General features: G+C 47.7%; 10 protein-coding genes and 1 pseudogene. 2 read left to right on the top strand and 9 right to left on the bottom strand.

All coding sequences use genetic code 11. The features are described from left to right. The first annotated feature begins 303 nt into the window (after nt 1–303). The gene (locus tag Ga0451573_RS11000; RefSeq protein ID WP_231684160.1) at nt 304–1,956 is read left to right on the top strand and encodes a glutamine--tRNA ligase/YqeY domain fusion protein; all 1,653 of its coding nucleotides are present in this window, start codon (nt 304–306) and stop codon (nt 1,954–1,956) included. Here Ga0451573_RS11000 and Ga0451573_RS10995 read toward each other — a convergent pair. Further along, nucleotides 1,946–3,889 (bottom strand): aldehyde ferredoxin oxidoreductase family protein, encoded by a 1,944-nt coding sequence (locus Ga0451573_RS10995; protein ID WP_231684158.1) that lies wholly within the window; start codon nt 3,887–3,889, stop codon nt 1,946–1,948. The genes Ga0451573_RS11000 and Ga0451573_RS10995 overlap by 11 nt on opposite strands. Nucleotides 3,890–4,108: 219 nt before the next feature. On the opposite strand from Ga0451573_RS10995, the gene Ga0451573_RS10990 reads away from it, so the two are divergent. Further along, nucleotides 4,109–5,014 (top strand): RluA family pseudouridine synthase, encoded by a 906-nt coding sequence (locus tag Ga0451573_RS10990; protein WP_231684157.1) that lies wholly within the window; start codon nt 4,109–4,111, stop codon nt 5,012–5,014. 51 nt (nt 5,015–5,065) lie between these two features. Here Ga0451573_RS10990 and Ga0451573_RS10985 read toward each other — a convergent pair whose 3' ends face one another. From Ga0451573_RS10985 to Ga0451573_RS10950, 8 genes and pseudogenes are all read right to left on the bottom strand, one after another. Then, complete coding sequence (locus Ga0451573_RS10985) at nt 5,066–5,905, bottom strand: 1,4-dihydroxy-6-naphtoate synthase (protein WP_231684156.1); 840 nt, start codon at nt 5,903–5,905, stop codon at nt 5,066–5,068. Next, nucleotides 5,902–6,642 (bottom strand): futalosine hydrolase, encoded by a 741-nt coding sequence (locus Ga0451573_RS10980; RefSeq protein ID WP_231684154.1) that lies wholly within the window; start codon nt 6,640–6,642, stop codon nt 5,902–5,904. Before Ga0451573_RS10980 ends, Ga0451573_RS10985 begins: the two co-directional genes overlap by 4 nt. A 62-nt stretch (nt 6,643–6,704) precedes the next feature. Continuing rightward, complete coding sequence (locus Ga0451573_RS10975; RefSeq protein ID WP_231684153.1) at nt 6,705–7,076, bottom strand: VOC family protein; 372 nt, start codon at nt 7,074–7,076, stop codon at nt 6,705–6,707. 43 nt (nt 7,077–7,119) lie between these two features. After that, nucleotides 7,120–7,269 (bottom strand): annotated as a pseudogene (locus Ga0451573_RS10970) (helix-turn-helix transcriptional regulator); the annotation flags it as partial. Between the two features lie 27 nt (nt 7,270–7,296). After that, a complete protein-coding gene (gene abc-f / locus Ga0451573_RS10965; protein ID WP_231684152.1) occupies nt 7,297–9,192 on the bottom strand; it encodes a ribosomal protection-like ABC-F family protein in 1,896 nt (631 codons plus the stop codon). Between the two features lie 34 nt (nt 9,193–9,226). Beyond that, nucleotides 9,227–10,018 (bottom strand): alpha/beta fold hydrolase, encoded by a 792-nt coding sequence (locus Ga0451573_RS10960; protein WP_231684151.1) that lies wholly within the window; start codon nt 10,016–10,018, stop codon nt 9,227–9,229. 55 nt (nt 10,019–10,073) lie between these two features. Continuing rightward, nucleotides 10,074–10,694, bottom strand: coding sequence for a TetR/AcrR family transcriptional regulator (locus Ga0451573_RS10955; protein ID WP_231684150.1), 621 nt, complete (start codon nt 10,692–10,694; stop codon nt 10,074–10,076). 637 nt (nt 10,695–11,331) lie between these two features. Beyond that, nucleotides 11,332–14,178: a cytochrome c family protein gene (locus tag Ga0451573_RS10950; RefSeq protein WP_231684148.1), complete on the bottom strand. Its 2,847-nt coding sequence runs from the start codon at nt 14,176–14,178 to the stop codon at nt 11,332–11,334. Between the last annotated feature and the right edge of the window lie 127 nt (nt 14,179–14,305).

The following is a 14,305-nucleotide window of genomic DNA, read 5'->3' as shown; positions in this document are numbered from 1 at the left end:
GATTTAAAATGTTAGCATCTGCTAACACTATTCTATCAAGTTATTGTTCATTATTCAATAGCTCCACAGCCTATGATTTGTCTTTTCACCGTACGGGGATGAGAAAACGCGCCAGGTTTCCCATATGCGGAACAGGTATAAAAAACCCTTTACCGGGACAGTCTACAATGGTTAAGGGAAAGGCTTGCCAAAGTGCGGCCTGATTAAAGAAAATAAAAAAGTTGCCGGGAAACAAAAGGGTTTTTATAATATATATACAAATAATCAATATTACGGAAAAAATATAATAGAAAAGGTGATCACATGGAAAATAGGCCTGCTCCTTCCAATTTTATAAGAAATATTGTTATTGATGATTTAAACTCGGGTAAGTCCAAAGAAATCGTGACCCGTTTTCCTCCTGAACCCAATGGCTACTTACATATCGGGCATGCCAAGTCAATAGTGCTGAACTTTGACCTGGCTGATGAATTTAACGGGAAAACCAATTTGCGATTTGATGACACCAACCCGTTAAAAGAGGAAACCGAATATGTCGAATCAATTAAAGAGGACGTAAAATGGCTGGGTTATGAATGGGATGGCCTGTATTTTGGCTCAGACTTTTTTGAGGAGATGTTTAACAGAGCGGTAATTTTGATAAAAAAAGGCCTGGCTTACGTATGTGATCTGTCAGCAGAAGAAATCAGGCAGACGCGGGGTACCCTCAAGGAGCCGGGAAAGGAGAGCCCCTATCGCAGCAGAACAGTGGAAGAAAATCTGGAGCTTTTTGAACGGATGCGAAATGGCGAATTTAAAGATGGCGAAAAAGTGCTCAGAGCTAAAATAGATATGGCCTCCCCCAACCTTAATATGCGGGATCCGGTGCTGTACCGGATTGCCCATGCCTCACACCATAATACCGGGGACAAATGGTGCATTTATCCCATGTACGACTTTGCCCATCCCCTGGAAGATGCCCTAGAAGGAGTTACCCATTCCATCTGCACCCTGGAATTTGAGGACCACCGGCCTCTGTATGACTGGGTAGTCAGGGAATGTGAGATGGACAACGAGCCGCGTCAATATGAATTTGCCCGGCTCAATATGACAAATACTGTCATGAGTAAGAGAAAACTCAAGCTTCTGGTGGATGAAAAGCTGGTTGACGGATGGGATGACCCCCGGATGCCGACCATATCCGGATTAAGGAGAAAAGGCTATACACCCGAGGCCATTCGCAGCTTTGTGAGGGAAATCGGGGTCGCTAAGAGCTACAGCACAGTGGATGCCCAGATGCTGGACCACTTTGTCAGGGAAGACCTGAAGCTGAAGGCCCCCAGGACCATGGCTGTCATCAGACCGCTCAAGGTTGTTATCACTAACTACCCTGAGGGAGAGGTAGAATGGCTGGAGGCCGAAAATAACCCGGAAAACCCCGAAATGGGTACCAGGAAAATCCCTTTTTCCCGGGAAATCTATATTGAACAGGATGACTTTATGGAAGATCCGCCCAAAAAATACCACCGGCTGTTCCCCGGGAATGAAGTAAGGCTGAAGCATGCTTATTTTATAAAATGCCATGAGTTTGTCAAAGATGAGCAGGGTAATATAACTGAAATTCACTGTACCTATGATCCGGCAACCAAAAGCGGTTCCGATTTCACAGAGAGAAAAGTAAAGGGGACCATTCACTGGGTTGATGCCAATAGTGCAGTGGCAGTGGATTTCAGGCTGTATGAACCCCTGATTCTTGACGAAGAAAATGAAGACGGGACAGATTTCACGAGCAATATAAACCCTAATTCACTGGAAGTATTGCAGGGTTTTGTAGAACCTGCCCTTAAGGAAGCAAACCCCCATGATAAGTTCCAGTTCTTCAGGCACGGTTATTTTAATGTTGACCCCAAACACTCAACAGCCGGCAGGCCGGTGTTTAACAGAATAGTTTCCCTGAAAAGTTCGTTTAAGCTCTAGTTTGTCCGTTCGGGTAAGCAGACACCGGCCACAATGGCGGACCATCCCAGGTGCGCACCGGCCCGGCTTCCAAGGCATCTGCGGCCTCACCCAGGTCCAGACCTTCCAACGCAGAACGGGTCGGTACACCGGTGACCGGGTCACAACCCCGGCGCCGGTAATATTCGGTCAGCATCTCCTCATGCTGCCGGCGCTGTTGCTCCCCTTCCGGGGTGTCGCGCAGCTCAGGGCGCTGTACCACGCGGTCGGAGGTGCGGGTGACACCGCGCCGCGCATTGAGGGCCATTTCCAACAGGTAGACCCGCCTGCCGGCCAGGGTCAGGTCGTTTTCATTAAATGAAACACCGGTGGCTGCAGTCATCATTTTGGCCAGACCCTTATACAGGGGATGTTTCCAGACCAGTGGAATAGCATTAACCCAGGCATTTACTGACCCCTTACAGCGTCCGAGGCAGTCGTTCAGGGCACAGGCCTCTTCACTGGCTAACAGCTTGCCGACATCGTCAGATGGTATAAAACCCTGTTCAATCAGTTGAGAAAACAGGTCCCCATCATTCTCGCCAAAGGCCCAGCTCCGACCGCGCAAGTGGTCTGCCCCGCGTGTCGAAGTGGCGTGTGCCAGGGCAAAAATACCGGGAGGGAAATGTCCCCGGCCGGTCCCCTTGACCTGATCGCTATAATCCGCGGAGCCACGACCAATCAGCCTGGCTGCACCTATTTCTCCTTCCGCAAGAATGCTGCCAAACCCCTTCCGCAGTGCAATCCGGTGAATTAATTCTATTTGGGCCTCTTGATTGTCCCAGGACAGGTCAAGTCCGTCCACATCTTCAGGTGAAAGAATGCCACGGGCAAACAGGTCTTTGGCAAAGGCAAGGTTGTTCCCCAGGGGAATAACACACATACCGTATTTATCTGCCAAATTCTGCATCACCATTATGGGAGTCGGTTCCTCCACACCGCAATTTATTCCCAGGCAGTGGATGCCTTCATATTCCATTGCCGAACCTGTTTCCCCTGCATATGGGCCCTCAGGTATGGTATAAACGTCTTTACAAAACGAAGGACAGGTGTGACAGGCAGTACGCCCGGTCTGAAACTTAGTCCATGCTTCAGTATGAATCTGTTGGGGAACTTCGTCACTGCTCAGGTATTTGGTATTATTACGCCAGCCCGGGAACCAGTTCCCCAGCCCATGATGTGTGCCCACCCGGGATACGGTCTCCTTCTGGAACGGATTGGTGAGAAAATAGCGCCGGTCCTCCCCGGCTAATAACTTAAGCTCACCCTCATGGGCAACCGGAACACTTTTGCCGCCACGTACAGCTATCGCCTTAAGCTGTTTGGAACCCATGACAGCCCCGGCTCCGCGGGCCGCCGAGCTGTGCTTGTCAAGTATTACACTGGCAAATCTTACGAGGTTTTCACCGGCCTGGCCGATACAGGCTACACCGATATCACTGCCATGGACTTTCTTCAGGACATCGGTTGTCTCCCAGGTGTTCATGCCCCACAATGCAGATGCATCACACAACTCCGCCTCATCGTTGTCAATCCATAGGTATACCGGCCGTTCCGAACTGCCGGTGACCACAATCTGGTCAAGCCCCGAACACTTCAGTCTATAAGGAAATATATTGCCGCCGTTACCGTCGCCAAGAATATTACTGTGAGGACCAATGGTGCTTACTTCACAGCGGGAATTCATGGGTACAGCCGTGCCGGTCAGCGGTCCGGGGGCAAAACAGATTACATTCTCCGGAGCCAAAGGATCTGCATCTGCCGGTACTTCCTGAAACAATACCCAGTCATTAAGACCGCGCCCGCCGATAAAGGCACGCAGAACCTGATCCCCAATATTTTCACGCTGTACACTGCCTGCCGTAAGGTCCACCCGCAGGCGACAATCAAACCAGCCATACATCTTATAAATCATCTCCCTCATGAATAGAATGGTATGTCAATTTCCATATTTCCGCTCTGATCGCATGAATACCTTTTGAAATACAGATTTTTTTGGCAATCTTGTTTTTAGATAATAAATATTGTATTATGGCAATAAAATAACCGCAGTATCAACTAAACGTTTGCGGGAATATATCAGTCAACCTGACGTAAGAACTCTGTTGATATTCAGGAAGGAAGTCTTGGAATAATGAAAACATTTGATATTTATAATATTTCCGAAGAACACGAAGGGTTAACCGTCGAGAACTATTTAAAGCAGATTCTACAATATTCCGGCCGAAAAATTCAAAAACTGACCAGAAAAAAAGGGGTTCTTCTTAATGGGAAAACCGTATTCCTGCAAAAGAAGCTGAAACCGAAGGATAGTTTACGTGTCCTTATGCTGGAAGATACAACCTACGGGGCTCAGCCGGAACCGGGAGAAATTGATGTGCTCTATGAAGATGAGTACCTGATGGTTTTAAATAAACCTGCATCTCTGCTGGTTCATCCAACGGGGCGGACAACCGGCGGCACACTGGCAAATTATCTGGCATACCACTTGAAACAACGCAGCATAATGAGCACTGTTAGACCTTTACACAGGTTAGACAGGGATACCTCGGGGTGTGTGGTTTTTGCCAAGGATTCCCAGAGTCAATTTACTTTGGAGCAGCAGTTAAAAAACGGTGATCTGAAACGTACTTATTGGGCTTTGGTTCAGGGAACAGTTTCACCTGCCTCGGGAACTATAGATGCCCCCATCGGATCCCACCCTAACCGGCCCAACAGGCGGGCTGTCAACGAAAACGGGGAACGAGCCGTTACTCATTACCGGACCATTCAAAGTTTTACAGAGGTTTCTCTTTTGGAATTACGTCTGGATACAGGGAGAACCCACCAGATTCGCATCCATTTGGCCCATGTGGGACACCCGGTTATTGGAGACCATATGTATGGCAAAGCCTCTCCTTATATTAACAGACAGGCATTACATGCCTCCTCAGTCATCTTTACGTGTTTAAGGGACAAACACGAGGTCACGGTTAAAGCTCCACTGCCTGCGGACTTTAGTCAGGCTGTTGATTTCTTTGCCAAACCACTTAAACAATAACCAAAAAGCTCTTTACCAAGCCTGGCCCATATGAATTTAGGAGAAATATTCTCAAATACCACTCCCCAAATCCACCTTTGGGACCAGACCTGCTTTCGCAGCCCGGTTCAGCAGGGAAGTTACCGCCTGATAACCCGCCTCACCCAAGTTCTCACTGAATTCATTTACATAAAGCTGAATATGGGCTTGAGCCACTGCCGGGGACATTTCCTGGGCATGGCTTAAAACGTACTCCAGGGATGCCTCCGGATGCTCCCAGGCATATTTGACCGAAGCTCGAATCCATCCGGCCAGTGCAGGCAGGTCCAATGAGCGTCGGGCGATGATGGCCCCCAGCGGAATCGGCAAGCCGGTATCCTCCTCCCACCAGCTGCCCAGGTCGGCCATAAGGTTTAATTTATACATATGATACGTAAACCGGGCCTCATGAATCACCATCCCGGCATCAACTAAGCCGTCGCGAACTGCCGGCATAATCTCATGAAAAGGCAGGACAACTATTTCACCCACACCCCCCGGCACTTTTTGAGCCGCCCACAACTGGAACAGTAAATAGGCTGTTGAACGTTCACCTGGGACCGCGACTCGTCGACCGCTCAGCAGCTTCGGGTCAGCGGCAGCGCCGGCCCCGCCGGAAGTCAGTACCAGCGGTCCACAGCCTCTGCCCAAAGCCCCGCCGCAGGGCAGCAGTGCATATTCGGCTAACACCCAAGGCAGGGCTGCATATGAAATTTTGATAATATCCGGCCCGCCTGAGCCGGCTGCCAGGGTGTTAGTAATATCAATATCGGCATAGGTGACTTCAAGCTCCGGTGCACCCGGAATTAATCCATGCACCCAGGCATGAAAAATAAATGTGTCATTGGGACAGGAAGAGAATGCTATTTTCATGGTAATACCTCCAACAATGCCGAGCCGGCAGCTTCCAGAACATCCAGAGCCTCTTTAATGCGCCATTTGGTCAGGTCACGCGGCCCTATTAAATTTGATATGGCGCGGATTTCCAATATGGGGATGCCGCAGTCCGCAGCCGCTACCGCAGCGCCATAGCCCTCCATAGCCTCAGCTGCCGCGCCCGGTATCCTTCGGGCCAGTACTGCAGCACCGGCGGTTGTTCCTGTTGCAGTCGATACGGTGAGCACAGGTCCGCTGACAACCGGGAGCTTTGTTGCACGGAAGGCCTCAGTCAAGCAGTGTACCAGTTGACTGTCAACCTGTATAGTGGTTGACCCAAGGCCTAGTTCGTCCAGGCTGATGAAACTTTCCTCTGTCTCCACTCCCAGATCTGCAGCCACAATTCCGGTAGCTACAACCAGGGAACCAACCTCAGCGATGCCAGGAAAGCCTCCACCAATACCGGCACTCACTACCAGGCCATAACCAGGCCCGGTATCTGCAGATACCTGTGCCAGTAACCGTTCCTGTGCCTCCGCCAGAGCCCTTGCTGTGCTGGCTGCAGCTGCAGCCGGGCCAACACCTGCCAGCAGCACATCAAACCTTTTGTCACCATTCAGTCCGCGCAGTACAGCCTCTCTTTCTGCCGGTACAGCAGTCATCACCAGGATACGCCTGGCAGGGTTTTCCGTAGACAAAGTACGCGGAGTACCTGTGTTTAAATCATATTTCATTTGGTTTCTCCTTCGGTAAACTCATCTCTATTTCTCTTGGTGATATTATCTGACACATCTGTCTATTGGTGATACTGAACAAATTCAATACTCTCACCATTGGGACCGCTAAAGAAAAATATCTTCATCCCGCCTAAAACCTCCCGGGGTTGGTCACCAACCAGCTTTACTCCCCTTTCATGAAGACGGCTGATTTCCCTCTCTATATTCTCTACAGCAAAGGCAATGTGACTGATTACTCCTTCTTTTCTCTCCTTTTCGTCGCGAGGGAATTTCAGCAGTTCAATCTCCTGATTATCTGACCTCAACAGGGTGAACTGAATGTTTTCGTCCCGATGCTGTTTGTGGATCTGACAGTCCAGAACTCTGGTATAAAAGTCCACCGATTCCTCCATATTTTCCACAACTATTCCCACATGAGAGAAACGATACATATTGACCCCTCCCTTAATTTAATTATCTAATCCTGTGCTGATATTACTCTTCCCAAAACAGGTCATTTAATGTCTTGGACAGGGCCCTGCATATAGCCACACAAAGGCTGAGGGACGGATTGTATTTGCCTGATTCAATCAGACTTATGGTCTGCCTGGATACTCCCACCAGGTTGGCCAGCTCCTCCTGTGATTAAAGTCCCAATTCCACAACCTTACTTCAACTCCACTCACTGTACAGCCTGTCAATTTCTTTTACTAGCTCATCATATTCCTGATATTTTTCTAAGGGAGTTGACGCATCAAACGATCCTTCCATCTCCTTAATTTTAGCCTCAAGAGTAATTATCCGAGCTTCAACCTCCTGCCTCTCTTTCTCCATGGCTTTGATTTTAAAACTGTTTACATTCTTATCAGGTTTTCTGTTATTGTAGTTCTTATTATTCAAAACCTTGTCTTCGGCAGCTTCCTCATCAGTGCCGAATTTAGTCTGTTTGTAGAATTCATAGTTTCCTTGATAGGTATTTATCTTTCCGTTTTCGATTTCAAGTATTTTTTCCACACAATGTGTGAGGTAGTATCTGTCATGGGTAACAGCTATAATGGTCCCCTTAAATTCCTTTAATGCCGCTTCCACTGCATCCCTTGCCGGCATATCAAGATGATTGGTAGGTTCATCGAGGATCAGACAGTCTGCATCCTCCAGCATCACACATGCCAGGTAAAGCCGGACACGTTCTCCACCGCTTAAGACCTGTATTTTTTTATTAACCTCATCCCCGTAAAACTGGAACCAGGCCAGATGGTCCCTGGCCTCCCTCTCCTTCATCTCCTTTTGGGATAACACAAGCTGCAGCATGGTCATCTCATCATTATCAAAAAGTACTTCCTGACCCATATAGGCATATCTTACCCATTCACCAAGCCTGAGGAAGCCTTCATAATCTTTATCCTTGCCCAGCAGCATGTTAATAAGTGTGGATTTCCCACACCCGTTAGGACCGATGATACCGATTCTTTCTCCCCCTATTAAATGGAAAGCGGCACCGGCAAACAGCGTCACCTCGCCAAAGCTTTTCTTCAGATTATCTGCCCAGGCGATGTCCTTGCTGACATGCCTGACCTTCTTGAATTTTATTTTAGGACCCGCCGCCCGGTGAAGATGCTCCTGCTTTTTAACTGCTTCCAGGTTCGTTTGCAGCTCCTTATTCAGCTTTTTTACCTCTTTTTCCCTGCTTTTGGAGCCCTTTATATTGCCTCTGCTTTTGAGTCCCTGTGCAGTTTCTTTTGCATTTCTGATGGTCCATCTCAGGCGTTTCTGTTCACTCAGCACAAACTGGCCAAGCTGCTTTTTATGCTGAATGTAGTTTGAATAGTTGCCGCTCCTGATACAAATACTGCCATTTTCAAGCTCTGCGACTCTGGTAGCCACCCGGTCCAGGAAATACCTGTCATGGGAAACTAACAGTATGCCGCCCTTGAATTTTTTGAGGAAGCCTTCAAACCACTCAGTTGCCCGGATATCAAGGTGATTGGTAGGTTCATCAAGCAGCAGCAAATCCGGTTCCTCTAAAAGAATCCGGGCAACCGAAACCCGCATTTTCTCTCCCCCGCTCAACCTGCTAAGCGGAGTACTGAGAGTCTCTTTGCGCAGACCCAGGCCAACCAGCATCTTACGAATTTTGGTTTCGATCGTGTATCCATCCATGGCCTCATATTTGATCAGGATTCTTGAATACTCATCCATTAATCTCCTGTATGAGGTTTCATCTGAATTTCCACTGTGCTCAGCCATTTGGTGTTCCAGTTCCCTGAGTCTCCTCTCAAGTATAGAGACCTTCTCATAACGAACGATTGTATCTGCCGTTAGCTCAGAACCCTCGACATCTGCCAAATCCTGACTGAGATATCCCACCTTGATATTCCGTGCCATGTTGACAGTACCGCAATCACTGTTCTCAAGGCCCATGGCAATCTTAAGCAATGTGGTTTTACCGGCGCCGTTAGGACCTACCAGAGCTACTCTTTCACCTCTTTCGACCCTTAGACTAACACAGTTTAACACACATTGATTGCCATATTCTTTTACTATGTTTTCGAGTACCAATAAACTCATGATAATACTCCTTGCCTATATCTCCTAAATGTAATTAACCACGGAGAAATTCAATAATCAATTGCCATGCCGCCGGATCAAAATACCAGCTGCCATGCCCGGATTCAAACAGTTCATAACGCGCCCCCGGAATTTGGTCAGCCAGCGCCCGGGTTATCTCAGGCGGATTACTGCCATCATAGCGCCCGCCGAAAACAAGGGTCGGGGCAGTAATCTGCTGCAGGCGGTTAAAGGTGTCATGCTGTAAAACGGCCTGCACTTGGTTATTGAAGCCCCGGAAAAAATCCGGGTTGCCCTGTAAGGCCTCCCTGGCTGCCCTGGACTGTTCCTCGAAACGGGTGACCATCTCCGGGTTGGCAGCAGCCCAAGCCTCGTCTTGCCGGGTATCGGACAGTTTCAGCTTCTCAGCTGTAGACATTTGATCAAGCTTATCTATCACCTGTGGTCCGGCATTAGCGCCTCCTGCATTGGTAACTCCAAGGACAAGCCTGTCAACCACATCAGGATACCGCAGCACCAGCTCCTGGGCCACCATCCCTCCCATGGAGGCACCGAGAACATGATACCGGTCCCAGCCGACAGCTGCCGCCAGACCGGCGGCGTCTTCGGCCATATCAGCAATGCTGAAAGGTTCAGCGGGGCTGTCCGACTCCCCCAGACCGCGGTAGTCAAAGGCGAGTACAGTAAACTGCTGCGGCACCGGAGAATTGAAAATACCAACAAGGTTCTTTAGGTCCGCACCTATACCGTGAAGAAAAAGGACGCGGGGTCCGCTGCCACGGATTTCATAATGGAGGTTAATCCCATTAACTTTTATAAAAGACATAAATAATCACTCCTATTATAATATTATCTGGATGCTTTTGAATCAAGCATTCCAGTTAATCTTCTGGTCTGACCGCATAAATAAAGAGGTCGACACACTGTTCAATAGCTTTACTGGCATTAAACTTATCAGGATCAAAATAAAACTGCTTCACTACTTCAATAAAAGCAAATTCGAGTAAATCTTCCAGTATGTATAGCGGTAAGTCCTTTCGGATTTCGCCGTTTTTTTGTCCCAGTTCAATTATCTTGGATGCAATCAGGTAAAACCCGCTTTTCTCGCTTTCACCAACCCGAAATGAAACCATGTTCTGCATCCGGTAAACAAGATACTTTTCAAAAAATTCTTTGCCGGCCTGTACACCTTCCATCAACTCACTGAAAATAAGGATCATGCGGGACCGGGTATCAGGCATTTCCCGGCACTGTTGCATTCTGTCCGGGTTTTTTTCCCTGAAGGACCGCTTAATAAATTCGTCAATTATTGCTTCCTTGACAGGAAAATAATTGTACAGGGTTCCTTTGGCAATATCAGCCTCCCTGGCTATCTGTTCCATAGTGGTAGTATCAAAACCCTGCCGCTTAATCAGTGTCATGGCAACAGCCATAATCTTTTTCCTGGTCTCTTCCTTTTTTCGCTCAACCCGGCTTCCACCGGAAGTTTCCTTAAAACTCATTATTTCACTCCTTCTGAACCCGGCCCAAAACTCTCCGGTGTGGAATATAGTTGTGTTTGGAATATGATTGTGTTTGTACTCCGTACAATTTTGCCCCCTGTTCAATTTATCACACTTACGCCTCTTTGGCAATACGCCAGTGATATCTTTTTTTAAAAGTCTAAAAAATAAGAGAGACCAGGGAAGTTTCCCCAATCTCTCTCATAGCTGTATACTCTATTTGCGCCAAAAGCCGAAATCATTACAGCTGATTCAGCAGCATGCAGGCAAATTCAACTCTGGTGACATCTCCATCGGGTGCAAATTCCCGCCCGGATAACCCTGAGCAATATATTTAGACTTAACTGCAGAGAAAACGTCACCGGTTTGTTAAAGGCTGTTATCGTCCCGGACTGCCGGCTATCGCCAGCTTCTGCTTTAATCTCAAAAGCAGTCCCAGTTGAATTGACACCTTGAGGCGCCTTCACATCCCTTAACAACGCAGCAGCGGAGAATGTATCATTTACATCACTGCACTGAATTGCAGTTCCTCCAACCGATGCGTCATACACATCCCAGTGGTTGGATAATCCTGACAGGTCTGCCACGCCTTTAAGGGCATGGACTTATTTCTTATTATCCTTATTATTATTTTCTACTACTTATACCATATTTCCAGCCTTGATCCTGCTGGAACCGGGCTGCCCTCACCGGCTCGGCCTGCAGTGTTGAAGAAGTATATTAAGACATTACGGCTTCCTTTTTTATATTGTGCAGCGAAGCGCTGACCATCATCTGATACCGTGTACGCCGTACTTTCCCAACTATTTGATGTAAGGGAGTCATTGTAGAATTGGCGCACATTATCCAGATTCAGGTCTGTGCGTCTGTTTGACATAACCACCTGACCAATCAGGTATTCTGCCGGAATACCGGCTTCACCAGCAAATATCTCGGCTTCCATTGGCGTGGTCCACTCAAAGGATTCGTAAAGCGGAATGTCAGCTGGTACATCATCAGCAAAGTAAACATCGTGTCCTTGAGTATGACAACTGGTACAATTACGCCTGTTTGTCTCAATGGCCCTGACAACTTGTTTCTTGCTGCTTACATGGCAGGTCTCACAGCCATAGCCCTTGCTCCCGGTAGTCTTCTCATTATTCATATGCTCAGTGGTCAGGCTGTCGCTGTGGCATTCTCCGCAGTTACTATCAATACTGCTGACATGTAAAGCCTCATGATCCGCACTTTCATGGCAGGCCGTACAGCTTAAGTCTTTTGCTGTGATTGCGCCCTGCACCGCTGGGTCGGTACTCTTATGGCAGGTATTACAGTTAATCGCCCTGCCTGCTTTGTCAACCCTGCCATCCCGTGCGTGTTCCCTGGTCAGCGACCTGGCGTGACATTCAAGGCACGACTCGGTGTTCGTTGTCAGGGGTGCAATATGAAGCTGTGGAATATCGTGGTTGTTCAACAGCCTGTTATTTCCCCAGGTAGGTCCCGTCTTAGTGCCTGCTCCGGGCTGGTGACAAATGATGCAGTCCCATTCCTCCCTATTGGTGGTCACCCTTAGCGGCTCTGAAGTGCTCTGCCGTTTTGGTGAGTATTTTATCCCCGGATATTCGTTGTGTGGCGGGAACGGCTCGGGAAGTATCTGTCCGGCATAATGACACCCGCTGCAGACATCAGGTATAGTAACATAAATATGGCAATTATCGCAGCTATTCTCATGGCCCTGAAACAGAAACTCTGGGTGTATCGCCTCATAAGGCGCCCGGCTGCTTTGATTCTCATGACAGGCCTGACAGCTTGTTACATTACCGTCATACATGTCAGGATAAGTGTTCACCGTAAATTTCCAGGTGCTGTCGGCAGTCAGGCCAATTCCGTCTACAGCCGACACACTGACTGTATAATTAGTCTCATTTGCCAGCGGTTCAGCAGGAATATAGGTGAGCTTGCCAGTATTTGAGTCATATTGATAATCAACATCCACCCCATTTAATTTCATCACAATTGATGCCAAGTGATCATTTTCACCGATAACAGCGGAAATAACCGGCTGAAGATCAGTCACACCATATTTTAGCGGTGCTGCATTAGTTATGGTGGGCGGTGTCAGAACATTAAACGTCCAGGTCCAGGTCCTGCTGTAGCCATATTTGTTTTCAGCATACAGCTCCAGGGTTAAGTTTTCGCCATCAATAACTTTTTTCTCGTATGAAACATAGGCTTCTTTTCTTGACAGAATTATGTATTGACCGTCATCGGAACATGTATCCGTATAACCCTTGAACTTAAAGTCAATGTCCAGAGGAACGCCGTTTAGCTTTAGGGTTACATTATCATTTATATCTACCGAGTCGTTTAACTTGGCATAAAACTTCAACACCCCATTAGTTATGGTCATGCCGTCTGAGAAATACTGCAGGGCGGTCAGTTCCGAAGCTGTCGAGCTGGAAATGAAGCTCCAGGTGGCAGTATTCTGGTTGCCATTCATGTCAACAGCCACAAGCTTCACCTGATGGTTACCCGTGGGAAAATCATAATTGGCGCTGAACTCACCTGTCTCTTCATTATGAGTAAAAGCAGTTTCATTATTATTGATGTACAGCTTGACACCGTCCCAGTTAACCGCAGTATTATCCTTGATAACTGCAGAAACCTTGGTCACTCCTACATTCTCAGAGCCATTTACGGGGTACAGGCTGGTAATTACCGGCTTTTCCGCTACAGTAAAAGACCATGCTTCATTTACCTTATTTCCGGCTTTATCGGCAATTGCCATTTCAACAGTATTAACCCCGTCTTTAAGTCCCGTAGGGTTAATTTTAATCGTACCTTCTTTATAGCTCGTAATGACCCAAGTATCGGTGCAGGCATCATTGTAGCCCCTATACTGCAGGCTGGCTGCAACAGGTTCGCCGTTCAGCTTGGCGCTTATCGACTGGGGGTTCAGGTCAACAGCCCTGGCCGCAACATATAGTGAAATAGCAGGATTCGCAGTTGCAATAGTACTGTCTTTGGCGGGAGTCCACTTGCTTGGCAAAGGCAGGGCATCCACTTTGAAGGACCATTGTTCGGTTAACACATTACCTTTAATGTCGGCAATACTTATTTCAACAGTGTTGACGCCTTCCGGCAGCCCAGAGGTGCTGAAGCTGATGGTTCCTTCTTTATAGCTCTGAGTAATCCAGGTTTCGGTGCAGGCGTCGGTATAGCCTTTAAATTGCAGGCTGGCTGCAACAGGTTTGCCGTTAACTTTAACAGCGAGAGAATTGGGGTTCAAATCATCAACCGTGTCTTTGACATATACAGAACCATTCGGATTAGTCACATTCACTGTACTATCCTTGGCCGGAACGTGGCTGCTGCAAATAATGCCGCTGCCCTCAGAAGCAATAAGGACAGAACTGGTTAGAAATATTGCGGCAAAGCTCAGCACGATACCAATTTTCAAGTTAGTGCTTAGTTTTGAGTAAGCCTTTTTTACTTTCTCAGTCATCTTTGCGCCTCCTTTTTTGAGGTTTCCCTCTAATTACACTATGACTGCACTTTTATTCTAATAGTAACTACTAACTATATTAATATTCTAGGTCTAACTTTATTTTCCTTTTAACACAGCAAGAAAA

Source organism: Phosphitispora fastidiosa, from assembly GCF_019008365.1.
Lineage (GTDB): Bacteria > Bacillota > Thermincolia > Thermincolales > UBA2595 > Phosphitispora > Phosphitispora fastidiosa.
This window is presented reverse-complemented; position numbering and strand designations above follow the sequence as displayed.